The organism is Ideonella livida (genome assembly GCF_010499455.1).
Lineage (GTDB): Bacteria > Pseudomonadota > Gammaproteobacteria > Burkholderiales > Burkholderiaceae_C > Ideonella > Ideonella livida.
Window position 1 is genome coordinate 265,385 of the sequence record NZ_JAAGOH010000002.1, and the last position, 25,561, is coordinate 290,945.

Genomic DNA, 25,561 nt, shown 5'->3' on the forward strand with positions numbered 1-25,561 from the left:
CAGGGGGTCCTCGCTGCTCGCATTCCCTAGTCGCGCTGGGGGAAACCCGCGCGGCATTGCTCCAGCCTTGCACAGTGGGCGCCGCTGCCCCTGTGACAGGCCCGGCGACGGGCGGCAGGGGACAGGTCCCATGGCGCAGGGCCGGCCCCGGCCTCAGGCGCGGCGCGTGGCGATGCCCAGGCGGGCCATCTTGTCGTAGAGCGTCTTGCGCGGCAGCTGCAGGCGCTCGGCCGCCGCGGCCACCTGGCCGGCACAGGCCGTGAGCGCGGCCTCGATGAGCTGGCGCTCCACCTGCTCCAGCGTGCGGGCCAGACCGTCGCCGGTCCATGGCACCAGCGGCGAAGGCGCGGTGCCCTCCCCGACCCCGACCCCGGGGCCCGGGGCGGGGGGCTCGGCCTCGGGCTCCAGCCCCAGGCACAAGCGGTGGGCGGTGTTCTTGAGCTCGCGCACATTGCCCGGCCAGTCCTGGGCCTGCCAGCGGGCCATCTGCGCCGGCGTCCAGCCCGGCACGGCGGCCAGGTGGTAGCGGGCTGCGGCCTGGGCCAGGAAGTGGGCCATCAGCAGCGGAATGTCCTCGCGGCGCTGGCGCAGCGGGGGCAGCGGCAGGCAGGCCACATGCAGCCGGTAGTACAGGTCAGCGCGGAAGCGGCCCTCGTCGCTCCAGGCTTTGAGGTCCACCTTGCTGGCGGCCACGATGCGGCAATCCACCGCCACCGGCTGGTTGCCCCCCAGGCGCTCCAGCACGCCCTGCTGCAGCACCCGTAGCAACTTGACCTGCAGGGCCAGGGGCATGGACTCGATCTCGTCGAGGAACAGCGTGCCGCCTTGTGCATGCTCGATCTTGCCGATGCGCCGGCGGGCCGCGCCGGTGAAGGCCCCGCTCTCGTGGCCGAACACCTCGCTCTCGAACACCGACTCCGGCAGGGCGCCGCAGTTGAGTGCCACGAAGGGGCCGCGCCGGCCGCTGGCCTGGTGCAGGGCACGGGCCACCTCTTCCTTGCCGGTGCCGGTTTCGCCATAGAGCAGCACCTCCACATCCAAAGGCGCCAGGGCCTGGATGTGGCGCCGCAGGGCCCGCATGGCCGGCGCCTGGCCCACCAGCGCGGGCCCATCCTGCGTCTGCTGGCTGACCTGGGCCAGGCGCTCGCGCAGGGCCTGGTTCTCCAGGAGCAGGCGGCGCTTGTCCAGCGCGCGGCGCACCACATCGGCCAGGCGGTCCCCGCTGAAGGGCTTTTCCAGGAAGTCGTAGGCGCCGTCGCGCATGGCCTGCACGGCCATGGCGATGTCGCCGTGACCGGTCATGAGGATGACCGGCAGCCCGGGCGCCTGCACCTGCAGCCCGCGCAGCACGGCCATGCCGTCCTGACCGGGCAGGCGCACATCGCTGACCACCGCGCCCCAGCAGCGGGCGGGGTCGGCGGCCAGCAGCGCCAGGGCGGCCTCGGCGTCGGCCACGGCCACCACCGGCAGGTCTTCCAGCCTCAGCGCCTGGGCGCAGGTGCGGCGCACGTCGGGGTCGTCCTCCACCAGCAGCACCTCCAACGGGGGCGGCGGGCAGCCGGGCACGAGGGGGGTGGCGGGCAGGGCAGGATCGGCTGCAGGCATGTCTGGATCGGTCGACGCGCGGTCGGGCCGGTCATGTGGACGGGGTGGAGGTGGTGGAGGTGACCCCGGTGGGCAGGCCGTCGGGGGCCGGCACGGCCTCCAGGCTCAGGGTGAAGCAGGCGCCGCCCCCCTGGTCCGGGGTCGCGGAGCCGGCCTGCAGCTGTCCGCCCAGGCTCTGGGCGATGGCACGGGAGACGGCCAGCCCCAGGCCCAGGCCGCCGGCGCCGGCGCGGGTGGTGAAGAAGGGCTCGAACAGCCGGGCCAGTACCTGCGGCGGCAGGCCGGGACCGCCATCGGCCACCGCGATGCGCACCCAGGCGTCGTCGCGCCAGGCCCGGACCTGCAGCGGCCGGGGCGCCTCGGGCGGCAGCGCCTCCAGGGCGTCCAGGGCGTTGCGCAGCAGGTTGACCAGCACCTGCTCCAGGCGGGTGCGGTCGGCCAGCACCTGCAGGGCGTCATCGTCCAGCAGGACCTGGAGCTGCGCACCGCTGTCCTTGAGCCGCGGGCCCAGCAGCAGGGTGGCCATGCCCAGGGCCTCGGCCAAGGGCACCGGATGGCGCTGCGGCGTGCCGGCGCGGGCAAAACCCTTGAGCGGGGCGACGATGCGGCCCAGGCGCTGGGTCAGGCCCTGCATCAGGTCCAGGGACTCGCGCAGGTCCTCGTGGTGCTGGCGCTCCAGCTGCTTGGCGGCGTTGCTGGCACAGGTGGCCAGGGCGGCGAGCGGCTGGTTGAGCTCGTGGCTGATGCCGGCGGCCATCTGGCCCAAGGCGGCCAGCTTGCCGGCCTGCACCGCCTGGTCGCGGGTGGCGTGCAGGATGCGTTCGGTCTCGTGCAGGGCCTGCACGCGGGCCTGCAAGGCCTCGTTGGCCTGGGTCAGGGCCTGGGTGCGCTCGGCGATGCGGGCCTCCAGCTGCTCGTGGGCGGCCCGCAGTGCCCGGTCTGCCTCGCGCCGCTCACGACGCCGGCGCCGCTGCACGCGGCCCAGGCCCAGGGCGGTGCCTGCCAGGGCCACGGCCAGGGCCGCCACGGTGGCCTCCAGGGCGGCGGCCTGACGGGCGCTGGCCAGCTCGGTCAGCAGCAGCAAGCGCCATCCCGGCGGTCCGGCCGGTCCCGCCTGCAGCAGGCTGGGCAGGGGCTGACCCGGGGGCAGCTGCGCCGGCCCGTCCAGCCGCAAGGTCTGGTCGCCGGCCGCGTCTGAGGCCAGCTGCAAGGCAGGCGCCAGGGGCTCCACCGGCTGCTCGCCATACCGCCGGCTGGCCTGGAGCCCCTGGCGCTGGGCCCGGGACAGGGGCTGGGCGCTGCGGTAGCGCCAGGTCGGATCGCTGCTCAGGATGACCACGCCCTGGTCGTCCAGCAGGGCCACGCCCCGGCCCGGGCCGTCGGCCCAGGTGCGCTCCACGGCCTGCAGATCCACCTTGACCACCACCACGCCCAGCACCTCGGCCGCCGGCGCGGCCCGCACCGGCCAGGACAGGAACAGGCCGGGACGGCGGGTGGTCACCCCCACGGCGTAGAGCAGGCCGGGCCCGCCGGCCAGGGCCTGCTGGAAGTAGGGCCGGAAGCCGTAGTGGTGGCCCAGGTAGCTGCCGGGCTGGCGGTGGTTGCTGGTGGCCAGCACCTGGCCGTGGCGGTCCATCAGGTAAGCGGCCTCGATCTGGCTGACCTCCACCGCTTCGCGCAGGTACTCGCTGGCAACCAGGGCCACGCCCTGGGCCGCACCGGCGCCGCCGGCGGCCTCGGCCGCCCCGGGCCCGGGGTCGGCGCCCGGGGCCTGCAGCAGCGGCAGCAGGCGGGGCTCCAGCGCCAGCAGCCGGGGCAGGTGCTGGTGGCGTTCAAAGAGCTGGGTCAGCGCTGCCGCGTGGGCGGCCAGCCGGGCCGCCCCTTCTGCCGCCATGCGGGCCTGGGCCTGGGCCGCCCGCCACTGCCAGGCCAGCAGGCCGGCGGCCAGGGCGGCCAGCAACACCGCCGCCAGCACCCAGGGCAGCGGCAGCGCGGCACCGCGGCGCAGGCCGCGCCAGCCGGGCCAGGAGGCGGAGTCTTGCGGGTAGGCCATGCGGGTCCAGGTCGTCGGGGCGGTCATTGTGCGCCCCGGGCGGCGGCGGAACGGCCGGCCAGCAGGCCCACTCAGTCGATGGTGGCGCCGCTCTGGCGGACCAGGCGCGACCACTTCTCGGTCTCGGCCTTGACGAAGGTGGCGAAGTTGGCGGTGGTGTCGCCGACGAACTCCGAGCCGGTGTCGGCCAGCACCTGCTGGAACTCCGGCGTCTTCATGGCCTTGACCGCCTCGGCGTTGATCTGCTGCAGCACGGCCGGCGGGGTGCCGGCCTTGGCAAACAGGCCGTACCAGGCGTAGGTTTCGACGCCGGGCAGACCCGCCTCGGCCAGCGTGGGCACGCTCGGCAGCAGGCTGGAGCGGCGGGCCCCGGTCTGCGCCAGGGCCTTGACCTTGCCGGACTTGATGTGCGGGGCAATGGAGGCCAGGCTGTCGAACATCATGGGCACATGCCCGGCCAGCAGGTCGGCAATGGCAGGCGCCGAGCCCTTGTAGGGCACGTGGACCATCTTGACGCCGATCTGGTCGGAGAACAGGTCGCCGGTGAGGTGCTGCGGGGTGCCGTTGCCGGAAGAGGCGTAGATGTACTCACCAGGCTTGGCCTTGATCAGCGCCAGCAGGGCCTTGACGTCGGCCGCCGGCACGCTGGGATGGGTCACCAGCACCAGCGGCACACGCAGCACATTGGTCACCGGCGCCAGGTCCTTGGCCGGGTCAAACGGCATCTTCTTGTAAAGGCTGGGGTTGATGACCACCGTGGCGCTGGAGGTCAGCAGCAGGGTGTGGCCGTCGGCCGGGGCCTGCAGCATCATGGCCGCGCCGATGTTGCCGCTGCTGCCGCCCTTGTTGTCGATCACGAAGGGCTGGTGCAGGGCATCCTGCATGAGCTTGGCCAGGGGACGGGCACCGATGTCGGTGGGGCCGCCGGCGGGCCAGGGCACGACGATGGTGACGGGCTTGGCCGGCCAGCTCTGCGCCAGGGCGGGGGTGGCCAGACCGGCGCTCAGGCCGGTGGCGGCGGCCGCTGCAGCGGTGGCCAGCAGGTGGCGGCGGTTCAGGGTGGGCAGGGCAAGGGTGTCGGTCTTGAAGGCCATGGGGCGTGTCTCCGTGGGGTGATGTCAGGAGCATGCCTTACGCAGGGGCCGTGCCAAGAGGGCGCACCCGGGGAGGCGCGCGGGCAGCGCCCCCGTCACCGCAGGCGCACCGTGGGGTGGACACGCCGCCGCCGGCCGGGGCGCAGCGGACCGGACGTGCGGTTTGCCAGAACCGCAGCGGCGTCTTGTGCGGATTTCCGGAACAAGGGCAGCCGCGCGCAGGGCCCTGGCCGTGGCAGGGCCCTGCCGTTCAGGCCAGCCGGCGCGAAGCCGGCAGCCGGATCTGGAAGCAGCTGCCGCCCCCGTCGCGGGCCAGGCAGCGCACCTCGCCACCATGGTGGCGGGCGATCTGGCGCACCAGGGCCAGGCCCAGGCCCACGCCCCCATCGCGTTCGGCATGTCCGGGCAGGCGGTAGAAGGGTTCGAAGATGCGCTCGCGTTCGGCCTCGGGCACGCCGGGGCCGCGGTCGCAGACCTCCACCAGCACCTCGGCGCCGGGGCCCTCGGCCAGGCGCAGCAGCACCTCATCGCCGCCATAGCGGCGGGCGTTCTCCAGCAGGTTGCGCACCGCGCGGCGCAGCAGGCGGTCGCTGGCGCGCAGCTGCAGCTCGGGGCCTTCCAGCTCAGCCCCCACCCGGGCGCATTCCTCCACCGCCAGGCCCAGCAGGTCCACCACGTCCTCGGCGGGCATGGCAGCGCCGGCCTCCAGGCGGCTGGAGAGCAGGACCTCGTCGACCAGGGCGTCCAGCTCGCGGATGTTGGTGTCCACCTCCTGCTGCAGGCGGGGCAGCTGTGCAGCGGACGCGCCGCCCAGCATGGCCGCAGCCATCTTCAGCCGGGCCAGGGGCGAGCGCAACTCGTGGCTGGCGTTGGCCAGCAGGCGTTGGTTGCTGCGCACCAGGGCCTCGATGCGCTCGGCCGCCTGGTTGAAGCTGCGCGCCAGGGTCGAGACTTCATCACGCCCTTCCACCGGCACGCGGTGGCCCAAGTCGCCAGCGCCAAAGGCTTCCACCCCCTGCTGCAGCGATTCCAGCCGGCGTGTCAGGCGCCGCACCACCGGGTAGGCCCCCACGGCCACCGCCAGGAACAGCAGCCCGCCCAGGGCCAGCAGGCCGATCTGGGCCGACCAGGGCCCGGTCAGGCCGGGCAGGTTCAGGCCCTCCGGACCGTCCAGGCCACCGGGCCCGCGCAGGTCGGGTGGCGGCCCTTGGGGACCGTCCAACCGCCCCGGTGCCTGGGTCCAGGGCATGCCCGCCTCCGGGGCCTGGGGGCCCGGCCCACGGGGAAAACGCGCCGCCGGCGGCACTTGGCGCGCGTCCGGCACCGAGTCGGCCGGCTGCAACGCTTCACGGGACCCCTGGGGACCGGAGGCCGCGCGCCCCGGCAGGGGCAGGCGATCCAGGTCGGGCGGCAGGCGCCGCCAACCCGGCCGGAAGACCCACAGCGTGCGGCCATCGGACAGCCGCAGGGCCACCGGGCGGCGCTGGCGCATCACCCCGTCGCGCTCCATGTGGGCGAAAACCTCGGAGGTGCCGATGCGCCGGCCCTGGGCATCGTCCAGGGCCATGGGCAGCTTGAGGCGGTCAGACCAGGCCTCGATGCGGGCGGCCTGGTCCTCGGCCGGGGCACCGGCCTGCGGCAGCGAATCCTCGATCATCAACGACCAGCCGGCCAGCCGCTCGGCCAGCAGGGCATCGGCCTGGGCGCGCTCCTGCGCCAGGTGGTGCTGCACCAGCCAGCCCGCGGCCAGCGCAAACAGCGCCAGCGCGGCCACCACGGTGAGCCAGATGCGCAGGTAGAGTGACTTCACGCGTTGTCCGCGTCCTGCTTCTTGGCAAAGACGTAGCCGGTGCCACGCACGGTGATCACCCGCTTGGGCGACTTGGGATCCTCCTCGATCACCGCCCGGATGCGGGAGATGTGGACGTCGATGGAGCGGTCAAACGCCTCCATGGGGTGGCCCTTGAGGGCGTCCATGATCTGGTCACGGGTCAGCACGCGGCCCGGGCTGCGGGCCAGCACCAGCAACAGATCGAACTGGTGGCCGGTGAGGTCACAGCGCTGGCCGTCCAGACGGGCCTCGCGGGCGCCCACATCGATCTCCAGCCGTCCAAAGCGCAGCACGTCGTCGGAGGCGGGATCGGGCGAGGCGCGGCGCAGCAGGGCCTTGACCCGCGCCAGCAGTTCCCGGGGCTCGAAGGGCTTGGGCAGGTAGTCGTCGGCGCCCAACTCCAGGCCCAGGATGCGGTCCATGGGCTCACCGCGGGCGGTGAGCATGAGCAGGGGCAGGCGGCGGGTGCGGGCGTCCTGGCGCAGCTCGCGGGTCAGGTCCAGGCCGTCGCCATCGGGCAGCATCAGGTCCAGCACCAGGGCGTCGAACAGGGTGGCCTTGAGCTGGGCGCGGCCTTGGGCCAGGCTGCCGGCCGTGGTGACCGTGTAGCCCTGCTGGCGCAGGTAGTCGCCCACCATGGCGGTCAGGCGGGCGTCGTCATCGATCAGGAGGAGGTGGGCGGACATGGCTTCTGCGGTGGAGACCTGCAGGGCGGCGTTCAGGCGGGCCGCTCGGGTGCTGGCCGTCGTGGCGGAAACGTTCATGGTAGTCCTCTCAGGCATGCGCGCCGGCCCCGCCGGGACGGCGCCCCGGCGTGTGAAGGCACGCTGTATCGACCGCGCATCTTGGTGAAGCGCGGTCAAAGCCTCTTGCCAGCCCGGTAAAGAAACGTGAAGCCCCTGCACCAGGCGGGGCGCAGCCCACGGGGAGGACAATCGTGGGCACCATGTTCCAGCCTTCCCAGCACGACGTCCGCCGCTTCTTCTGCGAGGCCTATGCCAAGCAGCGCGCCGGCCAGCCCCTGACCCCCATCGAGACCCTGGCCGCCGGCTGGATCGACGAGCACCCCGAGTACGCCGCGGACCTGGCCGACGTGGACGCGGCGCTGGCGGCCGTCTTCACCGTGGACGAGGGCCGCACCAACCCCTTCCTGCACCTGGCCATGCACCTGAGCGTGAGCGAGCAGTGCTCCATCGACCAGCCCCGCGGCATCCGCCAGGCGGTGGAACTGCTGGCGGCCAAACGCAACAGCCTGCACGACGCCCAGCATGAGGTGATGGAATGCCTGGGCGAGATGATCTGGGCCTCGCAGCGCAGCGGCCTGCCGCCGGACGGCCACGCCTACCTGGACGCGGTGCGCCGCCGGGCCACGCGCTGAACACCCCGCGCCGCCGGGCTGAGCTGGCGCCGCGCTACGTGGCGGCCCTGACCCAGACCGACCCGCATTTCGCCAACATGGCCGCGCAGCAGGCGCTGCTGGCCGAGGTGAGCGGCCTGGTGGAGGCCGGCCGGGTGCGCAGCAGCCGCGGGGAGCACCTGGGCCGCATCACCGCGGCCCACCTGCGGCAGGCCCATGCGCTGCAGGAAAGCGGGCGCACCCGCGGCAAGATCGTGCTGGAGGGCTTCTGAGCCGCAATCAGTCCGCGGCCGGATAACCCTCTTCGGCCAGGGCGGCCTTGAAGGCCGCGGCCGGCTGCTGGCTGGCGATTTCCACGTGGTGGCGGGGCAGGTCGATCGTCAGCGTGGCGGTGGGGTCCACCTGCTGGACGGTGGCGGTGACGGACTTGACGCAGTGACCGCAGGTCATGTCGGGCAGGGTCAGGGAAATCATGGCGCAGGGCTCCACAACAACAAACACACAGGGGGGCGGCCGCCAGGCCGCCTGGTACGGCCCCAAGTATCGCCCTGGTGCCCGAGCGCCCTCTTGAAACGCCGCAAAGTCCGGCGCACTACAGTGGGCCCATGATCACCCTGCCCGTCCACGGCATGACCTGCGCCAGCTGTGCTGGCCGGGTGGAGCGTGCCCTGAAGAAATTGCCCGGCGTGACGCAGGCCAGCGTCAACCTGGCCACCGAAACCGCGGCGGTCGAGGCCCCCGGCGTCGCCATGGCCGAGCTGACCGCCAGCGCCAGCGCCGCCATCGAGAAGGCCGGCTACGAAGTGCCCCGCAGCGAAACCGCCCTGGCCGTGGAGGGCATGACCTGCGCCAGCTGCTCCGGCCGGGTGGAGCGCGCCCTGGCCAAGGTGCCCGGCGTGCTGCAGGCCCGGGTGAACCTGGCCACCCAAGAAGCCCTGGTGGACCACCTGGCCCTGCCGGATCTGCCCGAGACCCTGATCGCCGCGGTGCAAAAGGCCGGCTACGAGGCCCACCCGCGCGATGACGCAGGGCCCACCGGCCCCAGCCCCACCGCGCCAACACACCGTCGCACCGGCCTTGCCGCCGTACCTGAAGGGTGGCAGGTGCTGCTGGCCGCCTTGCTCAGTGCCCCGCTGGTGCTGCCCATGCTGGGTGACTTGTTGGGCCGGCACTGGATGCTGGCGCCGCTGTGGCAGGCGGTGCTGGCCACGCCGGTGCTGCTCATCTTTGGCGGGCGCTTTTTTGTGGCCGGGGCCAAGGCCCTGCGCGCCGGCACCGCCAACATGGACGTGCTGGTGGCCCTGGGCACCGGCGCCGCCTGGGGCCTGTCGCTGGCGCTGTGGTGGCGTGACGACACCGGCATGCCGCACCTCTACTTCGAGAGCGCCGCCGTCGTCATCACCCTGGTGCGCTTTGGCAAGTGGATGGAAGCCCGCGCCAAGCGCCAGACCCTGGCCGCGCTGGACGCGCTGCAGGCCCTGCGCCCGGCCACCGCCACCGTGCTGCGCAAGGGTCAGCCCGTCCACCTGCCCATCGCCCAGGTGAAAAAGGGCGACCTGGTGCAGGTGAAACCCGGCGAGCGCCTGCCGGTGGACGGCCGCGTGCTGGAGGGCCGCAGCCATGTGGACGAATCCCTGATCACCGGCGAGAGCCTGCCGGTGGCCAAAGGCCCGGGCGACGCCGTGACCGGCGGTGCCGTCAACGGCGAGGGCCTGCTCACCGTGCAGGCCACCGCCCTGGGCGCGGAGAGCCAGATCGCCCGCATCGTGCGCCTGGTGGCCAATGCCCAGGCCGCCAAGGCGCCCATCCAGCAGCAGGTGGACCGCGTCTCGGCGGTCTTTGTGCCGGTGGTCATGGCGCTGGCGGCGCTCACCTTCATCGGCTGGTGGTGGAGCGGCGCCGGGCTGCCCACGGCCACGATCCATGCGGTGAGCGTGCTGGTCATCGCCTGCCCCTGCGCCCTGGGCCTGGCCACACCCGCCACCCTGATGGTGGCCAGCGGCCTGGCCGCCCGTCGCGGCCTGCTGGTGCGCGACGCCAGCGCCCTGGAGCACCTGCGCGATGTGGCGGTGGTGGCCTTTGACAAAACCGGCACCCTCACCGCCGGCCAGCCCCGCCTGCTGGCCACCCTGACGCCGGCCGCCGGCCCGTCGGAAGGTGAAGCCCTCACCCTGGCCGCCGCCCTGCAAGCCGGCAGCGAGCACCCGCTGGCCAAGGCCGTGCTGGCCGCACAGGCCGGCGCGGCCAGTCCGTCAGCCCCCCCCGCCCCGCTGCCGCCCACCACCGGCCTGCGCGCTGTGGCCGGGCGCGGCGTCACCGGGCAGATCGCCCATGCGGCGGTGCCCCGCACCCTGGCCCTGGGCAGCGGCCCCTGGATGGCCGAGCTGGCAGTGGACCGCAGCGCCCTGCAGGCCGCCGCCGACGCCCAGGCCGCCCTGGGTCGCACCGTCTCGTGGCTGGCCGATGTCAGCCCTGGCCAGCCCCCGGCCCTGCTGGCCAGCTTCGCCTTTGGCGACCCAGCCCGGGCTGAATCGGCCACCACCGTGGCCGCGCTGCAGGCCCAGGGCCTGCGCTGCGTGCTCATCAGCGGCGACAACCCCGGCGCCGCCCACCACCTGGCCCAGGCCGTGGGCATCACCGAAGTGCACGCCGAAGTGCGCCCCGAAGGCAAATCCGCCCTGGTGGCCGAGCTGAAGGAAAGCCTGCCCCCCGGCCAGCGCGTGGCCATGGTGGGCGACGGCATCAACGACGCCCCCGCCCTGGCCGCTGCCGACGTGGGCCTGGCCATGGCGCACGTTGACGGTGGCACCGACGTGGCCATGCACACCGCCGGCCTCACCCTGCTGCGCGGCAATCCCTGGGGCGTGGTGGAAGCCATCGCCCTGGCCCGCGCCACCGGCCGCAAGATCCGCCAGAACCTGTTCTGGGCCTTCGCCTACAACGTCGTCGGCATCCCGCTGGCCATGCTGGGTCTGCTCAGCCCCATGGTGGCCGGCGGTGCCATGGCCCTGTCCAGCGTGTGCGTGGTGAGCAATGCGCTGTGGTTGGGGCGGTGGAAGGCGCCGGCGCCATGAGCCCCGCCCCCACGGTCAACCCCGACGAGGTGGACTTTGTGGCCATCCGCGCCCAGGGGCCCGGCGGGCAGCATGTCAACAAGGTGTCCTGCGCGGTGCACCTGCGCTTTGATGTGGCCGCCTCGTCGCTGCCCGAGGCGGTCAAGGCGCGGCTGCTGCAGACCGGCGACCAGCGCATCAGCAGCGAGGGTGTGGTGGTGATCAAGGCCCAGGAATCGCGCAGCCTGGCGCAGAACAAGGCCGACGCCCTGGCCCGCCTGCAAGCCCTGGTGGACGCTGCTGCGCGCGTGCCACGCACCCGGCGTGCCACCCGACCCACCTACGGCTCACAACAGCGGCGGCTCTCGGCCAAGGCACAGCGCGCTGGTGTCAAGGCCGGGCGGGGCAAGGTGGTGGACTGACCGCCCCCGCACGCTGCCTGGCTCTTCACAGCCCCTGCGCGCGGGCCCGCCGGGCCGCCTGGGTGCGGCCGCCGTAACCCCAGGCGGCCGGGTGCAGGTCCTGCACCTGCAGGTAGCTCACCTCATGCAGGCCGGGCAGGTGGTGGCCCAGGCTGGCCTGCACCGCGGCCAGCCAGGCGGCCTTCTCGGCGTCGGTGTTGGTGTCGTCGGTCACACGGATCTCCACCGCCGCACTGGGCTGACCCAGCTCAGGGAGGGGTCGACCGGCGATGAACCACTGCTGCGCCGGCACCAGCTGCACCACGATGGCAGTGAGGTCGGCGCGCTTGTGCAGGTGGTCCACGGTGTGGGCCAGCAGGTCGCTGGCCACCGATTGGCACAGGCGCTGGGCCGCGGGTCCTTCCAGGGCGGGAACGGGACTGAGCAGCACGTTGAGCAAGGGCATGACGGTTTCTCCAAATCCGCAAGGCCACGAGGCAGGGGCAAGGAAAGCGGGGGCGCGGGCTCTCAAGGCGCCCGACGGCGCAGGGCGGCGGCCAGACGACGGGCGCTGCGGCCCATGCGGCACAGGCCACGGTCCAGCAGCGCATCGGCGCCGCGCCAGAAGTCGTCCACCGCGGCCTGCCGCAGGGTCTGCGCCCGCTGGCGGGCGGCTTCCTGCACGGCGGGACTGAGGGGCACAGGCGCCATGGGGCCCGCAGGCGGCCGTTGAGGGGCCGGTGCGGTCGCGGTGCGGCGCGGTGGGGTCTGCAGCAGGCGCAAGGCAGGCGGGTGGGCGGACATGGTGGTCTCCGGCAGGTGGCGCCGCCGCAAGGGCTTGGGCGCCGGGGGGGTATCGATGGTTTTGATTTTTATGTGTTGTCCAACGGTCGGAAACTGGCCTGTAAGGCAATTGGTTTTGCAGTTTCAGCAAAACCAAGGCAGCATGGCGGCATGGAACCGACCGCCTTGAGACTGGATGACGTGGCCCTGTTCGTGCGGGTGGCTGAGCTGGGCAGCCTGTCGGCTGCTGCCCGCGAGCGCCAGTTGGCGGTCAGCCAGGTCACCCGGGCCCTGGCCCGGCTGGAGGGCTGTTGCGGCCTGCGCCTGATGCACCGCAGCACCCACGGCCTGAGCCTGACCGACGAGGGCGACACCTTCCTGACCCATGCCCGGCAGCTGCTGGACACCCAGGCCCAGCTGCAGGCCGAGCTGACCGGCAAGCTGGGCGGGCCGCGGGGCTGGGTCCGGGTGAGCGTGAGCCCGGTGCTGGCCGAGGCCGTGATCGCCCCCAGCCTGGCGGCGCTGCACGCCGCCCACCCGGGCCTGCAACTGGACATCTGCGCGGATGACCGCATCATCGACATGGCGCGCGACGGCATCGACGTGGCCCTGCGCACCGGCAGCCCGGCCAGCGAGGCCCTGGTGGCCCGCCAGATCGGCACCCTGGGCCGCGGCCTGTACGCCTCACCGGCCTACCTGGCCCGCCATGGCACGCCCGCCAGTGTGGCCGCCCTGCAAGACCCGGCGCACCGCCTGATCGGCAACACCGCCAGCCCGGTGCTCAACCGCTGGCCGCTGCTCGACAGCGGGCACCCCTGCGAGGTGCTGATCCGCCCCCACACCCGGGCGGACAACACCGCCGTGGTGGTGGCACTGGCCCGCCACGGCGCCGGCATTGCGCGCATCACCCACTTGGCGGCCCGACCCTGGGTGGTGGCCGGCGAGCTGGTGCCAGTGCTGCATGCGCAAGTGCCCGCCGAGGGGGTGCCGATGTACGCGGTCATGCTCAAGGAGCGCCACCGCCTGCCCAAGGTGCGCGCCTGCATCGAGCACTGGGCGGCCTGGCTGCAGGCGGCCGGCGCCGGGCCGGCCGGTGGTGTCCCCTGATCTGGCGTCCTGGAAACGACGCCTCCATCCTCTTGGACCCCATACATTAGGGTGATGCAAGCGCCGGGGGATCGGCCCACTTGCATGGCGACTGTTCATGGGGCCCCTTGCCGGGGCCCCCTTTTTTGCTGCTGCCCTCGGAATGCAGCGCGTGACGGAACCTTGCGGCGCGGGTGCACTCCGCTCTAGGTCGACCCATCTGACCGGCCCCCTCACCATGTCCCCACCCAGCACCTTGCACCTGATCGCCACGGTCCTCTTCGCCCTGGCCTTGGTCCACACTTTCTCCACCAAGTTCTTCGAGCGCCTGGCCCACCGGCATCCACGTCACGCCGGCCTGTGGCACCTGCTGGGCGAGGTGGAAGTGGTGTTTGGCTTCTGGGCCATGGTGCTGGTGGTGGTGATGTTCGCCCTGCAGGGCAAGGCCGAGGCCACGGCCTACCTGGATGGCCGCAACTACACCGAGCCCCTGTTCGTCTTTGCCATCATGGTCGTGGCCGGCACGCGGCCCATCCTGCAGCTGGCCGCCACCAGCGTCATCCGCCTGGCGCAGTGGCTGCCGATGGCCGCGGCGCCGGCCCAGGTCTTTCTGCTGCTGGCCCTGGTGCCGCTGCTGGGCTCCTTCATCACCGAGCCGGCGGCCATGACACTGGCCGCCCTCATGCTGCGTGACTTGGTCTTCAGTCAGGCCGTCAGCACCCGGCTGAAATACGTGGTGCTGGGCACCCTGTTCGTCAACGTGTCCATCGGCGGCACGCTCACGCCGTTCGCCGCACCGCCGGTGCTCATGGTGGCCGGCGTCTGGGGCTGGGACCTTGCCTTCATGGTGGCCCACTTCGGCTGGAAATCGGCGGTGGCCGTGGTGGTCAACGCCCTGGCGGTGGTCTGGCTGTTCCGGCACGACCTGCGGGGCGTGCAGGCGGCGCGCCCAGGCACTGAAGCCCCGGTGCCCGCCAGCGTGGTGGGGGTGCACCTGCTGTTCCTGGCCGGGGTGGTGACCTTTGCGCACCATCCGCCGGTGTTTCTGGGCCTGTTCCTGTTCTTCCTGGGCTTCACCGCCGCCTACCAGCGCCACCAGAGTCCCCTGATCCTGCGCGAAGCGCTGCTGGTGGCCTTCTTCCTGGCCGGCCTGGTGGTGCTGGGAGGCCTGCAGGCCTGGTGGCTCTCCCCGCTGTTGCTGGGCATGGACAGCACCACCGTGTTCTTCGGCGCCACCGCGCTGACGGCCATCACCGACAACGCCGCCCTGACCTACCTGGGTTCGCTGGTGCCCGGTCTGCCGGAAGACTTCAAGATCGCGCTGGTGGCCGGGGCCGTGACGGGCGGCGGGCTGACCGTGATCGCCAACGCCCCCAACCCGGCGGGCGCGGCCATCCTGCGGGGCAGCTTTGAAGACCAGACCATCCATCCCGGTGGGCTGCTCCTGGCGGCCTTGCCCCCCACCGCCGTGGCGGTGCTGGCCTTCCAGCTGCTTTGAGCCGGGGGCTCGGCCTGGCCCCAAGCCCCTGGGCCACGGGCCCGCACCGCCTGGCCACCCGTAACATGCCTGCATGCCCCCCACTTCCGCCCAGCCCGCGCCCCAGCAGGCCAGCCGCGTGCTGCGCCAGTTCCGCCAAGTGTTCAACACTGTGCGGGCCCATTTTCAACAGGTGGAGAAGCATGCCGGCGTGAGCGGCGCACAGCTTTGGGCGCTGAGCCTGGTGGCGGCGGAGCCCGGCCTGGGCGTCGGCGCCTTGGCCCAGGCCATGGACGTCCACCCCTCCACCGCCAGCAACCTGGTGCGCGCGCTGCAAGGGGCCGCGCTGCTGGAAGCACGCCGCGAGGGCCCCGACCGCCGCGCCGTGCAACTGCACCTCACGCCCCAAGGTCAGGACGTGCTGGCACGGGCGCCTGCGCCGTTCAGTGGCGTGCTGCCGCAGGCGCTGGCGGCACTGGATGCAGACTGTCTGGGCCGGCTGGAGCGGGACCTGGCGCAGTTGCTGCGCCATCTTGAGGCCGATGCACGGGCCGCCCGGACCCCCTTGGCCGACCTGTGAGGCCGCCCCAGGCACTGCGCCCGGGAATTTATATTTAGACAAATATAATCTGGCACCTATGACAGCGCCGGCCCCTGCTCCCTGCCAAGCCGCCCATCGGACATGCACCGGGTGGGCAGCAGCCCTGCTGGCCAAGTGGCGGCGTGGCCGGCGGCTGCTGTGGCTGTTCTGCGCTGGTGGATGGCGCGCCCTGCGGGACGTGGAGCCCGCGTTCTGGGCGCAGTTGCAGCAGGAAGCGGTGGCCTGGCGCCCCTGGGCCGATCGGGCCGTGGTGCTGGGCGCCGCCCTGCTGACCGGCGCGGCGGTGGTGACCTTCACGCTGCTGGCGGAGGCGGCCGGCCATGCCGCGCAGGCCCTCTCCAACGCCACGCCGCTGGGGCCCTGGGTCATGCTGGCCTGGACGCCGCTGCTCACCGTCGGGCTGCTGGGCTGGACGCGGCGCTGGGCCCCTACCGCGGCCGGCAGCGGGATCCCCCAGGTGTTGTCTGCACTGGACGAGCACACCCCAGGCTGGCGCCGAGCGCAGCTGGTGGGCTGGTCCGTCGCGCTGCACAAGATCGGCCTGGTCTGTGGTGGCCTGCTGGCCGGCCTGTCCATGGGCCGAGAAGGCCCCACGGTGCAGGTGGGTGCGGGCCTGATGGTGCAGGCCCGCCGCTGGCTGAGCGATCGGACCACGCTGGACGCCCACGACCTGATGGTGGCCGGAGCCGCTGCGGGGGTGGCCGCCGCCTTCAACACGCCCTTGGGCGGCATCGTCTTCGCGCTGGAGCAGCTGACCCGCCGCCGACACTTGACGCACAGCAGCCTGGTGATCGCCGCCATCGTGCTGGCGGGCCTGGTGGCGGTGGCGGTCTTCGGCCAGGACAGCTATTTCGGGCACCTGGGCACCACGGTCTGGCCAGCCGGGCTCTGGTGGCCGGCCCTGCTCACGGCCCTGGCCTGCGGCTTGGCGGGGGGCCTGTTCGCCCGCCTGTTGGTGTTGTCTGCCCGGCCCCTGGGTGGACGACTGGGCCGCTGGCGACAGCATCATCCTTACCGTTTCGCAGCGGTCTGTGGGCTGGCGGTGGCGGTCATCGGCGCGGTGAGCGACGGCGCCACGGCCGGCGCCAGCTACCAAACCACCCGCCAACTGCTGGAGGGCGGCGCCGACACGCCTCTGCTCTACACCCTGCTGAAGTCCTGTGCCACCTGGCTGAGCGCCTGGGCAGGGGTGCCGGGCGGCGTCTTTGCGCCCTCCCTGGCCATCGGCGCAGGCATCGGCCATGACATGGCGCAGTGGTGGGCCTTGCCGCAGGCTTCGGCGGTGGTCCTGGTGGCCCTGGGCATGGCCGGGTTTCTGGCGGCCAGCACCGGCGGCCCCATCACCGCCTTCATCATCGTGATGGAGATGGTGGGGGGCCAGTCCCAGGTGCTGGGCCTGATGGCCTGCGCGCTGCTGGCTACTGGCGTCTCACGGCTGATCTCCCGGCCGCTGTATCTGGAGCTGGCTGTGGGTTGGTCCGTCACGCCCAGCGGCAGTCTGTCGGACCCGGGCCCCGATGGCGGGGCTCCGGTGGCAAGATCGCCTGCAGCATTGCCCCCTGGGCAGCACGGGAGACCCGCCATGAGCCTGATCGACGACCTGACCCGACTGGACCAACTGCACCGCGAGGGCGCCTTGAGTGACGACGAGTTCCGGCAAGCCAAGGCGCGTCTGCTGGACGTGCCCCTCGGGGCGCAGGTGCAGGCGCCGAGCTTGGTGCAGGGCGTCAACCGCCTGCGCCGCAGCGTCGCTGACCGCTGGCTGGGCGGCGTGTGCGGCGGCCTGGCGCAATCGACAGGTATCGAGGCGTGGGTGTGGCGCCTGGGGGTGGTGGTGCTGGCCCTGTTCGGCGGCTCAGGCCTGTTGGCCTATGCCCTGCTGTGGCTGTTTGTGCCCAGCGAGTAGGCCACCCCGCAGGCCGGTGACGCTCAGGCGATCTTCACGTACTCGTAGTCCACGGGCTGCTGGTTGATGCCCATGCGCGGCGGGGCGATCCAGCTGGCGTACTGGCCGGGCTGGTGGCAAGGCCGCATCAAGCTCTGGATGAAGGCGATGTCCTCGGCGTTGGGCAGGAATTCGTCCTTCAGTGCGGCCCAGGTCTCCTCGCCCACGACCTCGCCGGCTGGGGTGATGCGGTGGCCGGCAAACTCACCAATGCGGCGGTTGAAGCCCTTGTGCGGCTGGCTGAAGCGGAAGTGGAGGCCCGCCTTTTCGATGACCTTGTTCCAGCGGTCCAGGCCCCCCTGGCAGTCGGCTATGTAGTCGTCCAGCAGGCGGCTGTTGATGGCGCGCAGGGCGGGCACGTCCTCCCACACCAGCTCGCCTTGGACGACGCGCTGCACCGGGTAGGTGGCGTCCTGCAGCTGGTGGTCGTCCTGGAGCTGGGCCTCGTGGTAGCGGCCCTTCAGTCCGGCGTTGAAGGACTCGGCGGCGTTGGAGGAAATCTCCGAGCCGAACAGGTCGCGGGTGACGCTCATGTGGAAGTTGGCCTTGCGCTGCAGCAGCGGCAGGTCCACCACGCCCAGCCGGCGGATGGCAGCGGTGTCGTAGGGGTCGGTGATGCCCGCCTTGACCATGGCCTCCACCGTGGCCTGCACGGTGCGGCCCACGCCGGTCTCGCCCACAAACAGATGGTGCGCCTCTTCGGTCAGCATGAAGCGGCAGCTGCGCGAGAGGGGGTCGAAGCCGCTCTCGGCCAGCGCAGCCAGCTGCATCTTGCCGTCGCGGTCGGTGAAGTAGGTGAACATGAAGAAGGACAGCCAGTCCGGGGTCTTCTCGTTGAAGGCGCCCAGGATGCGCGGGTTGTCCTGGTGGCCGCTGCGGCGCTCCAGCAGGGCCTGGGCTTCTTCGCGGCCGTCCTTGCCAAAGTACTTGACCAGCAGGTAGACCATGGCCCAGAGGTGGCGGCCCTCCTCCACATTGACCTGGAACAGGTTGCGCAGGTCATACAGGCTGGGGGCGGTGGCGCCGAGCCAGCGCTGCTGCTCCACGCTGGCGGGCTCGGTGTCGGCCTGGATGACGATCAGGCGCTTGAGCAGCGAGCGGTATTCACCCGGCACCTCCTGCCAGGCCGGCTCGCCCTTGTGTCGGCCATGGGGGATGGTGCGGCCAGGCACCGCGGGCGCCAGCAGGATGCCCCAGCGGTAATCGGGCATCTTCACGTAGCCGAACTTGGCCCAGCCGGCCGGGTCCACGCCCACCGCGGTGCGCAGGTACACGTCGGCCTCCTGGAAGCCTTCGGGGCCCATGTCCTTCCACCAGTCGATGTAACCGGGGTGCCAGCCCTCCAGCGCGCGCAGCAGCTGGCGGTCGGAGGAGAGGTTGACGTTGTTGGGAATAGCGTCGTCGTAGCTGACTTCAACGAAGTTCTCGGCCACTACGGCCTCGGTGGCCTCGATCAAGGTGTCGTCCTGGCTCATGGGGTGTCTCCGGTTTGATGCACTTTTATGCCCACTCAAGCGAGCACATGCATCATCTTGCTCATCACAAGACATCCCCTTGAGCCAGATCAGAGAACGGCACTCCAGTGCATCAAACGATCAACCCCTGAAACAAAAAGCGCACTTCGATGCATCCCACTCAACCCACCTGGCGCCAGACGCGGGTTCGACCCTGGCGGTCCACCAGCAGCACCGCGAAGGGATCGCGCCGCCCCTGGTAGGCCGCGCCATCCATGCCCGGCGAGCCCACGGGCATGCCGGGCACAGCCAGGCCGGCTGCGTCCGGACGCTCACGCAGCAGGCGCCAGACATCCTCGGCGGGGACATGCCCTTCCAAGGCGTAGCCCATCACCCACCCGGTGTGGCAGGAGCCCAGGCGCAGGGGAATGCCCAGGCGCTGGCGCGCCTCGGTGTTGCCTTCGTCGTGCACCGGGCCGATGTCCAGGCCGTGCCGGCGCAGGTGCGCCATCCAGTCGTGGCAGCACTCGCAGCTGGGCCCCTTCCAGATCTCCACCTGCGGCCGCTGCTGCGCGCCCACCCATCCCGGCCAGGCCCCCAGGCCCCATGCCACACCGCCGGCGGCCATGGCCCGGCCCACCCGCAGCATCCCACGCCGGCCGGCGTCATCCGGCCCCTTCCCGTCCATCATCGACATCGCTTGCACCTCCAGGCTCAGCCGCCCACGCGCGGCAGCCGGCGGCATTGCAGCATGCAGCGCCTTTGCCTGCCTTGCCGCGGGACAAGCACGGCGGGCGTCAGGGCCGCCGACCCGGGGCGCTGAGCCCTGCAAATCGTTCAGTACATGAAGTATTTCACTCAGGGAATTCACGTACTTTAGTGCTTATCGCTTCACAAACGTAAGCACTATACTGCCTATCATGCGCTGCACGGCCCGCTTGCCGGCCGGCCACCTCGACCCCGACCACGGGGCGCCCGACACCCCAGGAGACACGCATGCCCCACTTCTTCGACGACCCTGCCGCCCTGGCGCCACCCCAGGTGCTCAAGCAGCCGCTGTCCGATGGCAGCTTCGTGCTGCGCTCGCCCGAGGCGTTGCAGCCCTATGCACGCTGCGTGGGCGAATGGCTGGAGCAATGGGCTGCGCAGACGCCCGAGGCCACGGCCTTTGCCGAGCGTGACGCCCAAGGGGGCTGGCGTCGCCTGACTTGGGCGCAGACCCGTCGGGCCGTGGGCAGCGTGGCCCAGGCACTGCTGGGCCTGCACCTGCCGCCTGGCCGGCCGGTGGTGGTGCTGTCGGACAACTCGCTGGACCACCTCATCCTGATGCTGGCAGCGCTGCACATCGGCCGCCCGATCTGCACGGTGAGCAGCGCCTACTGCCGCCTCACCCAGGACTTCAGCAAGATCAGCCATATCCTGGAGATGCTGGACCCCGCGCTGCTCTATGCCTCGGACGGCGCGGTCTACGGCCCGGCCATCCGGGCCTGCGACCGAGACGCCGTGGTGGTGCTGGGCCAGGGCGTGGACCGGGTGCCCGGCGCCTTCCCCTACGACGCCCTCACCGCCGTGCACGAGGGGCCGGGGGTCATGAAGGCCTTTGCCGAGCTGATGCCCGACCACCATGCCAAGTACCTGCTCACCTCCGGCAGCACCGGGCATCCCAAGGTGGCCATCAACACCCACCGCATGCTCTGCGCCAACCAGCAGATGATGAAGCAAACCTGGCGCTTCCTGAAGGACGAAAAGCCCGTGCTACTGGACTGGCTGCCCTGGAGCCACACCTTCGGCGGCAACCACAACCTGAACATGGTGCTGGCCCACGGCGGCACGCTCTACATCGACGAAGGCCGGCCCATGCCCGGCCTGATCGAGAAGACCGTGCGCAGCCTGCAGGAGGTCAAGCCCAACCTGCTGTTCAATGTGCCACGCGGCTTTGACATGCTGCTGCCCTACCTGGAGCAGGACCTGCACCTGGCCCGCGAGGTGCTGCAAGGCCTGAAGGTGGTGTTCTACGCTGCCGCCGCCCTGCCGGCGGCCACCTGGCACCGGCTGCAGGCGGTGGCCAGCCAGGTGCGCGACACCCCGCTGTGGTTCACCACCTCCTGGGGCTCCACCGAGACAGCCCCCGCCGTCACCACCGCCCACTGGAAGCTCGACGGCGCCGGCAACATCGGCCTGCCGCTGCCAGGCGTGGACCTGAAGTTCATCCCCAACGGCGAGAAGCTGGAGCTGCGTGTGCGCGGGGTCAGCGTCTTCCCCGGTTACCGCCACAACCCCCGCCTGACCGCCGAGGCCTTCGACGAGGAAGGCTTCTACAAGATCGGCGACGCCGGCCTGCTGGCCGACCCGGACCGGCCGGAGAAAGGCGTGTTGTTCAATGGCCGCGTGGCCGAGGACTTCAAGCTCACCACCGGCACCTGGGTGTCGGTGGGCACGCTGCGCCTCAAGCTGGTGTCGGCCCTGTCGCCGCTGGCCACGGACGCGGTCATCACCGGCCATGACCGGGACCAGATCGGCGCCATCGTGTTCCTGAGTGCCGCGGCGCAGGCCCTGCCGCCAGCCCAGCTGCGCGGCCATGTGGGCGAAGCCTTGCACCGCCTCAAGCTCGAGGGCGGCGGCTCGTCGCAAGCGGTGGGCCGGGTGCTGCTGAGCACCCAGGCCCCCAGCCCCGACGCCGGCGAGATCACCGACAAGGGCTATGTGAACCAGCGCGCCGTGCTGAACCGTCGCGCCGCAGACGTGACCGTGCTCTACACCGACCCGGGCGACGCCCGGGTGGTGCTGGCGCCCTGAACCCGCCGGCGGCGGCCCCCGCACGCCGCCGGCCTTGGGTACAGTGGCGCCCATGAAACTCAGCCAGATCCTGTTCTCCCAGGGCTTCGGCACCCGCCGGGCCTGCGAAGGCCTGGTGTGGAACGAGCTGGTGCGCCTGGGCACCGGCCCCGACGCCCGCCTGCTGGACGACCCCCACGAAGACCTGCCCACCGAGGGCCTGGTGCTCACCGTCGAGGGCAAGCCCTGGCCCTTCCATGCCAAGGCCCTGGTGCTGCTGCACAAGCCCGCCGGCTACGAGTGCTCGCAAAAGCCCAAGCACCACCCCAGCGTGATGACCCTGCTGCCCGCCCCGCTGCGTAACCGCGGCGTGCAGCCCATCGGCCGGCTGGACGAGGACACCACCGGCCTGCTGCTGCTCACCGAGGACGGCACCCTCATCCACAAGCTCACCTCACCCAAGCACCATGTGCCCAAGGTCTACGAGGTGCGCTGCAAGCACCCGGTGGAACCGGCCCAGGTGCAGCGCCTGCTGGACGGCGTCGTGCTCGATGACGACCCCGCCCCGGTGCGCGCCGCGGCCTGCGAGGCGGTGGACACCCACCACCTGCGCCTGACGCTGACCGAGGGCAAGTACCACCAGGTCAAGCGCATGATCGCCGCCATCGGCAACCGCTGCGAAGGCCTGCACCGCAGCGCCTTCGGCCACCTCACCATCCCGGCGGCGCTGGCCCCGGGCCAGTGGTGCTGGGTGGACGGCTGGCAGCCGCCGGCCACCCCGGCCGCCCCCGCACCACAGGCCTGAGGCTTCCCCGCCGTCCATGGCCGCCACCGCGCCCCAGCCGCCCACGGTCGTGCCCTCGGTCGTGCCCGCGGCGCAGGCGCAGCCCCCGGCCGCCACCGCGCCGGGCCCCAGCGCCGAGGCACGCGAGCGGGCGGCCCTGGACCAGGTGACCGCCCTCTACCGGCAATCGGTCTACCGCTGGCTGGGGGGCGCTGGCTTTGCCGGCCTGCTGGCCTGGTCGCTGGCCATGATCGACGCCCGCAGCGCCTGGCTGTGGCTGGCGATCAAGGCCACCGTGCTGGCCGGCGAGTTGGCCAACGCCTGGGCCTGGCACCGCGGCGCGGCCACCCGGCTTGCCCCGGCCGTCTGGCGCCGACGCCACGGGCTGGGCTCCACCCTGGACGGCCTGGGCTGGGGGCTGGTGGCCCTGTGGTTCCTGCCCAGCGTGGACGGCTGGCGCGACGGCCTGCTGGTGGCCGGCCTGCTGGGCATCGCCTCACTGGGCATGTTCTCCCTGTCGGCGGTGTCGGCCCACGCGGTGCGCTTCATGGCCGGCGCGCTCGGCCCCCTGGTGCTGACCCAGGTGCCGCGCTGGCCGGAACCCGACGCCCTGGTCATGGGGGTGGGCATCCTGATCTACATGGCCGTGGTGGCCCTGCAGGGCCGGCGAACCGAGGCGCGGCAGGTGGAGCTGCTGCGCCTGCGCTTTGACAATGCCCGGATGCTGGCGCAGCTGGAGCAGGCGCTGGCCGCCGCCCGGGAATCCGACGCCACCAAGACCCGCTTTCTGGCCACGGTGAGCCACGAGCTGCGCACCCCGCTCAACGGCGTCACCGGCCTGACCCAGCTGCTGCAGCTCGAACCCCATCTGCCGGGCCAGGTGCCCCGCCTGACCGCCCTGCGCCAAAGTGCCGACCACCTGCACCTGCTCATCAACGACGTGCTGGACCTGGCCCGCAGCGAGTTTGGCCGCCTAGCCCTGGCGCCGGTGCCCACCGCGCTGGCGCCGCTGGTGCAGGGCATCGCCGCCTTGCTGCACGGCGTGGCCCATGACAAGGGCCTGACGCTGCAGCTGCGGCTGCAGCCCGGCCTGCCCGACTGCGTGGCGGTGGACCCGGCGCGCCTGCGCCAGATCCTGCTGAACCTCCTGGGCAATGCCCTGAAGTTCACCCCCCAGGGCGAGGTCTCGCTGACCGTGGCCCGCGAGGGCGACTGGCTGCAGTTTGTGGTGCAGGACGGCGGACCGGGCGTGCCACCCGCCGAGCGGGAACGCATCTTTGAGGCCTTTGCCCAGGGCCAGGCGGCCCACCACAGTGCGCAGCCTGGCAGCGGCCTGGGGCTGACCATCGCCCGCGAGCTGGCCCATGCCATGGGCGGCGGCTTGGCGTGCGTGGACAGCCCGGCACCGGGCGCCCGCTTTGAGCTGCGCCTGCCCTGCCGGCCGGCCCCAACACCGTGCGCCCCGCCCGCGGAGCCTCCCGCAGAACCCCACGCAGAACCCCCCGCACAAGCGCACGCGCCCTTGACGCAGGCCCCCACCGCCCGGGCAGGCGCGGACATCCTGGTGGCCGAGGACAACGCGGTCAACGCCGAGATCACCCTGGCCCTGCTGGACCACCTGGGCCACCGCGGCCAGTGGGTGCCCGACGGCTACCATGCCCTCCAGGCGCTGCGCGAGCGGGCACAGCAGGGCCAGCGGATGTACGACCTGGTGCTCATGGACGGCCAGATGCCCCTGCTGGACGGCTGGCAGGCCACACGCCAATGGCGGGCCCAGGAAGCCGCCGCCCCCGACGGCCGGCCCCGTCTGCCCATCGTCGCGCTGACCGCCAGCGCCCTGCCCGGCGACCGCGAGCTGGCGCTGCTGGCCGGCATGGACGACCTGCTGGCCAAGCCCTTCACCCGCGAGGCCCTGGCACAGTTGCTGGACCACTGGCTGCCCGCCGCGCACGGATAATCCCGCTCCATGCTTGTCTACCGAGGCCATCGCCCCCCCCTGGCCGGCGACCCCGGCTGCGCCCTGACCATCGGCAACTTCGATGGCGTGCACCGCGGCCACCAAGCCATGCTGGCGCTGCTGAACAACGAAGCCCGCCACCGCGGCCTGCGTAGCTGCGTCATGACCTTCGAGCCCCATCCGCGCGACTGGTTCGCGGCGCAGGCCGGCAAGCCCGAGCAGGCGCCCCTGCGCATCGCCACCCTGCGCGACAAGCTGCAGGAACTGGAGCGCTGCGGCGTCGACGAGGTGGTGCTGATGCGCTTTGACCCGCGCCTGGCCGGCCAGAGCCCTCAGGACTTCATCTCCCAGGTCCTGGTGGGGGGCTTCCACGCACGCTACGTGCTGGTGGGCGATGACTTCCGCTTCGGCGCCAAGCGCGCCGGCGACTACACCCTGCTGGACACGGCCGGCGGACTGCAGGGCTTTGACGTGGCCCGCATGATGAGCTATGAAGTGCACGGCCTGCGCGTGTCCTCGTCGGCCGTGCGCGAGGCCCTGGCCGCGGGCGACATGCGCGGCGCCGCCCGCCTGCTGGGCAGGCCTTACGCCATCACCGGCCATGTGGTGCATGGCCGCAAGCTGGGCCGCGACCTGGGGTTCCGTACCCTCAACCTGCGCTTTCCCTCGCGCCGCCCGGCGGCCATGGGCATCTTTGTCGTGGCGGTGCATGGCCTGGGGCCCAGCCCGCTGCCGGGCGTGGCCAGCCTGGGCGTGCGGCCCACGGTGGAAGATGCCGGCCGGGTGCTGCTCGAGGTCCACTGCCTGGACTGGCCCGCGGGGCTGGCCCTGGAGGGCGGCTACGCCCGCATCCTGCAGGTGGACCTGATGCACAAGCTGCACGACGAGCGCCGCTACCCCTCGCTGGAAGCCCTGCGCGAGGGCATCGCCCAGGACGTGACCGACGCCCGCGCCTGGTGGCGCACCCAGGGCTGAGGCCCACGCGGCACCGGTCGCCCCCCCACTTAGAATGCCGCGCATGCCCGCCACCCCGCCATCGCCGCCCGACCTGCGCCATCCCGGCGCCGTGCCCGCCGGCCGTGGCCGCATCAGCCCACGCCGGGGCTGCCTGCGCTGGCACACCGCCACCCGCCGCCAGACCACCCGCGACCGAATTCTGGCCGGCGTCGCCTGATCCCCAGGCGGCGCTGACCCCCGCCGCGCCATGCCGCGGCCAACGGGACACCGCCGGTCCGGGACTTTCCCTGACCAGCCCCCAAAGGCCGCAATTAGTGCTGAATTTCCGCCCAGACGCGCCGATCTCCT

23 protein-coding genes are annotated in these 25,561 nt (G+C 72.2%); 13 read left to right on the forward strand and 10 right to left on the reverse strand.

What is annotated here, in order from left to right:
* Nucleotides 1–153 precede the first annotated feature (153 nt).
* The 5 genes from G3A44_RS03135 to G3A44_RS03155 form a co-directional block, all read right to left on the reverse strand.
* Complete coding sequence (locus G3A44_RS03135; protein ID WP_163456027.1) at nt 154–1,605, reverse strand: sigma-54-dependent transcriptional regulator; 1,452 nt, start codon at nt 1,603–1,605, stop codon at nt 154–156.
* Nucleotides 1,606–1,636: 31 nt separating this feature from the next.
* Nucleotides 1,637–3,685 carry a sensor histidine kinase gene (locus tag G3A44_RS03140; protein ID WP_163456028.1) on the reverse strand — a complete coding sequence of 683 codons (2,049 nt, stop codon included), beginning with the start codon at nt 3,683–3,685 and terminating at the stop codon, nt 1,637–1,639.
* 44 nt (nt 3,686–3,729) lie between these two features.
* Nucleotides 3,730–4,752, reverse strand: coding sequence for a Bug family tripartite tricarboxylate transporter substrate binding protein (locus G3A44_RS03145; protein ID WP_163456029.1), 1,023 nt, complete (start codon nt 4,750–4,752; stop codon nt 3,730–3,732).
* Nucleotides 4,753–5,002: 250 nt separating this feature from the next.
* Nucleotides 5,003–6,562 carry a sensor histidine kinase gene (locus G3A44_RS03150; RefSeq protein ID WP_163456030.1) on the reverse strand — a complete coding sequence of 520 codons (1,560 nt, stop codon included), beginning with the start codon at nt 6,560–6,562 and terminating at the stop codon, nt 5,003–5,005.
* Complete coding sequence (locus tag G3A44_RS03155) at nt 6,559–7,269, reverse strand: response regulator (RefSeq protein WP_163456097.1); 711 nt, start codon at nt 7,267–7,269, stop codon at nt 6,559–6,561. Before G3A44_RS03155 ends, G3A44_RS03150 begins: the two co-directional genes overlap by 4 nt.
* A gap of 260 nt (nt 7,270–7,529) precedes the next feature.
* Between G3A44_RS03155 and G3A44_RS03160 the strand changes: the two genes are divergently transcribed.
* Together G3A44_RS03160 and G3A44_RS24235 are read left to right on the forward strand one after the other, a co-directional pair.
* Nucleotides 7,530–7,961: a DUF1841 family protein gene (locus G3A44_RS03160; protein ID WP_163456031.1), complete on the forward strand. Its 432-nt coding sequence runs from the start codon at nt 7,530–7,532 to the stop codon at nt 7,959–7,961.
* A 38-nt stretch (nt 7,962–7,999) separates the two neighbouring features.
* Entirely contained in the window at nt 8,000–8,212 is a 213-nt protein-coding gene (locus G3A44_RS24235) for a zinc-binding dehydrogenase (protein WP_375138616.1), read from the forward strand.
* Between the two features lie 7 nt (nt 8,213–8,219).
* On the opposite strand, the gene G3A44_RS03170 is transcribed toward G3A44_RS24235, so the two are convergent.
* Nucleotides 8,220–8,414, reverse strand: a complete 195-nt coding sequence (locus tag G3A44_RS03170) for a heavy-metal-associated domain-containing protein (protein WP_163456033.1) — start codon at nt 8,412–8,414, stop codon at nt 8,220–8,222.
* Between the two features lie 131 nt (nt 8,415–8,545).
* Here G3A44_RS03170 and G3A44_RS03175 point away from each other — a divergent pair, with 131 nt between their 5' ends.
* Both G3A44_RS03175 and arfB read left to right on the forward strand, forming a co-directional pair.
* Nucleotides 8,546–11,014, forward strand: a complete 2,469-nt coding sequence (locus G3A44_RS03175) for a heavy metal translocating P-type ATPase (RefSeq protein WP_163456034.1) — start codon at nt 8,546–8,548, stop codon at nt 11,012–11,014.
* Nucleotides 11,011–11,415 carry an alternative ribosome rescue aminoacyl-tRNA hydrolase ArfB gene (arfB, locus tag G3A44_RS03180; protein WP_163456035.1) on the forward strand — a complete coding sequence of 135 codons (405 nt, stop codon included), beginning with the start codon at nt 11,011–11,013 and terminating at the stop codon, nt 11,413–11,415. The genes G3A44_RS03175 and arfB overlap by 4 nt, the downstream gene beginning before the upstream one ends.
* A 25-nt stretch (nt 11,416–11,440) precedes the next feature.
* Here the strand turns inward: arfB and G3A44_RS03185 are convergent, their stop codons facing one another.
* On the reverse strand, nt 11,441–11,860 hold the full coding sequence (locus G3A44_RS03185; protein ID WP_163456036.1) for a tautomerase family protein: 420 nt from the start codon (nt 11,858–11,860) through the stop codon (nt 11,441–11,443).
* Between the two features lie 62 nt (nt 11,861–11,922).
* On the reverse strand, nt 11,923–12,198 hold the full coding sequence (locus tag G3A44_RS03190) for a hypothetical protein (RefSeq protein ID WP_163456037.1): 276 nt from the start codon (nt 12,196–12,198) through the stop codon (nt 11,923–11,925).
* Between the two features lie 150 nt (nt 12,199–12,348).
* On the opposite strand from G3A44_RS03190, the gene G3A44_RS03195 reads away from it, so the two are divergent.
* From G3A44_RS03195 to G3A44_RS03210, 4 genes are all read left to right on the forward strand, one after another.
* Nucleotides 12,349–13,284 carry a LysR family transcriptional regulator gene (locus tag G3A44_RS03195; protein WP_163456038.1) on the forward strand — a complete coding sequence of 312 codons (936 nt, stop codon included), beginning with the start codon at nt 12,349–12,351 and terminating at the stop codon, nt 13,282–13,284.
* Nucleotides 13,285–13,501: 217 nt separating this feature from the next.
* Entirely contained in the window at nt 13,502–14,761 is a 1,260-nt protein-coding gene (locus G3A44_RS03200) for a putative Na+/H+ antiporter (RefSeq protein WP_163456039.1), read from the forward strand.
* Nucleotides 14,762–14,834: 73 nt separating this feature from the next.
* Entirely contained in the window at nt 14,835–15,320 is a 486-nt protein-coding gene (locus G3A44_RS03205; protein WP_163456040.1) for a MarR family winged helix-turn-helix transcriptional regulator, read from the forward strand.
* Between the two features lie 199 nt (nt 15,321–15,519).
* Entirely contained in the window at nt 15,520–17,247 is a 1,728-nt protein-coding gene (locus tag G3A44_RS03210; protein WP_310734314.1) for a chloride channel protein, read from the forward strand.
* A gap of 23 nt (nt 17,248–17,270) precedes the next feature.
* Here the strand turns inward: G3A44_RS03210 and boxB are convergent, their stop codons facing one another.
* Both boxB and G3A44_RS03220 read right to left on the reverse strand, forming a co-directional pair.
* A complete protein-coding gene (gene boxB, locus G3A44_RS03215) occupies nt 17,271–18,761 on the reverse strand; it encodes a benzoyl-CoA 2,3-epoxidase subunit BoxB (RefSeq protein ID WP_163456042.1) in 1,491 nt (496 codons plus the stop codon).
* A 160-nt stretch (nt 18,762–18,921) separates the two neighbouring features.
* Complete coding sequence (locus G3A44_RS03220) at nt 18,922–19,368, reverse strand: DUF411 domain-containing protein (RefSeq protein WP_375138621.1); 447 nt, start codon at nt 19,366–19,368, stop codon at nt 18,922–18,924.
* A gap of 368 nt (nt 19,369–19,736) precedes the next feature.
* Here G3A44_RS03220 and G3A44_RS03225 point away from each other — a divergent pair, with 368 nt between their 5' ends.
* The 5 genes from G3A44_RS03225 to G3A44_RS03245 are packed head-to-tail and all read left to right on the forward strand — an operon-like array spanning nt 19,737 to nt 25,430.
* Entirely contained in the window at nt 19,737–21,536 is a 1,800-nt protein-coding gene (locus G3A44_RS03225) for a feruloyl-CoA synthase (protein WP_163456043.1), read from the forward strand.
* 52 nt (nt 21,537–21,588) lie between these two features.
* A complete protein-coding gene (locus G3A44_RS03230) occupies nt 21,589–22,320 on the forward strand; it encodes a 16S rRNA pseudouridine(516) synthase (RefSeq protein ID WP_163456044.1) in 732 nt (243 codons plus the stop codon).
* Between the two features lie 16 nt (nt 22,321–22,336).
* Nucleotides 22,337–24,256 carry an ATP-binding protein gene (locus G3A44_RS03235; protein ID WP_163456045.1) on the forward strand — a complete coding sequence of 640 codons (1,920 nt, stop codon included), beginning with the start codon at nt 22,337–22,339 and terminating at the stop codon, nt 24,254–24,256.
* Between the two features lie 9 nt (nt 24,257–24,265).
* Complete coding sequence (locus G3A44_RS03240; RefSeq protein ID WP_163456046.1) at nt 24,266–25,231, forward strand: bifunctional riboflavin kinase/FAD synthetase; 966 nt, start codon at nt 24,266–24,268, stop codon at nt 25,229–25,231.
* Between the two features lie 43 nt (nt 25,232–25,274).
* On the forward strand, nt 25,275–25,430 hold the full coding sequence (locus tag G3A44_RS03245; protein WP_163456047.1) for a hypothetical protein: 156 nt from the start codon (nt 25,275–25,277) through the stop codon (nt 25,428–25,430).
* The last annotated feature ends 131 nt before the right edge of the window (nt 25,431–25,561 follow it).

Coding starts and splice junctions, on each gene's coding strand:
- boxB (WP_163456042.1), bottom strand. CDS start 18,761: ATGAGCCAGGACGACACCTTGATCGAGGCCACCGAGGCCGTAGTGGCC.
- G3A44_RS03170 (WP_163456033.1), bottom strand. CDS start 8,414: ATGATTTCCCTGACCCTGCCCGACATGACCTGCGGTCACTGCGTCAAG.
- G3A44_RS03135 (WP_163456027.1), bottom strand. CDS start 1,605: ATGCCTGCAGCCGATCCTGCCCTGCCCGCCACCCCCCTCGTGCCCGGC.
- G3A44_RS03155 (WP_163456097.1), bottom strand. CDS start 7,269: ATGTCCGCCCACCTCCTCCTGATCGATGACGACGCCCGCCTGACCGCC.
- G3A44_RS03145 (WP_163456029.1), bottom strand. CDS start 4,752: ATGGCCTTCAAGACCGACACCCTTGCCCTGCCCACCCTGAACCGCCGC.
- G3A44_RS03160 (WP_163456031.1), top strand. CDS start 7,530: ATGTTCCAGCCTTCCCAGCACGACGTCCGCCGCTTCTTCTGCGAGGCC.
- G3A44_RS03205 (WP_163456040.1), top strand. CDS start 14,835: ATGCCCCCCACTTCCGCCCAGCCCGCGCCCCAGCAGGCCAGCCGCGTG.
- arfB (WP_163456035.1), top strand. CDS start 11,011: ATGAGCCCCGCCCCCACGGTCAACCCCGACGAGGTGGACTTTGTGGCC.
- G3A44_RS03190 (WP_163456037.1), bottom strand. CDS start 12,198: ATGTCCGCCCACCCGCCTGCCTTGCGCCTGCTGCAGACCCCACCGCGC.
- G3A44_RS03140 (WP_163456028.1), bottom strand. CDS start 3,685: ATGACCGCCCCGACGACCTGGACCCGCATGGCCTACCCGCAAGACTCC.
- G3A44_RS03185 (WP_163456036.1), bottom strand. CDS start 11,860: ATGCCCTTGCTCAACGTGCTGCTCAGTCCCGTTCCCGCCCTGGAAGGA.
- G3A44_RS03200 (WP_163456039.1), top strand. CDS start 13,502: ATGTCCCCACCCAGCACCTTGCACCTGATCGCCACGGTCCTCTTCGCC.
- G3A44_RS03195 (WP_163456038.1), top strand. CDS start 12,349: ATGGAACCGACCGCCTTGAGACTGGATGACGTGGCCCTGTTCGTGCGG.
- G3A44_RS03175 (WP_163456034.1), top strand. CDS start 8,546: ATGATCACCCTGCCCGTCCACGGCATGACCTGCGCCAGCTGTGCTGGC.
- G3A44_RS03220 (WP_375138621.1), bottom strand. CDS start 19,368: ATGGCCGCCGGCGGTGTGGCATGGGGCCTGGGGGCCTGGCCGGGATGG.
- G3A44_RS03225 (WP_163456043.1), top strand. CDS start 19,737: ATGCCCCACTTCTTCGACGACCCTGCCGCCCTGGCGCCACCCCAGGTG.
- G3A44_RS03235 (WP_163456045.1), top strand. CDS start 22,337: ATGGCCGCCACCGCGCCCCAGCCGCCCACGGTCGTGCCCTCGGTCGTG.
- G3A44_RS03240 (WP_163456046.1), top strand. CDS start 24,266: ATGCTTGTCTACCGAGGCCATCGCCCCCCCCTGGCCGGCGACCCCGGC.
- G3A44_RS03230 (WP_163456044.1), top strand. CDS start 21,589: ATGAAACTCAGCCAGATCCTGTTCTCCCAGGGCTTCGGCACCCGCCGG.
- G3A44_RS03245 (WP_163456047.1), top strand. CDS start 25,275: ATGCCCGCCACCCCGCCATCGCCGCCCGACCTGCGCCATCCCGGCGCC.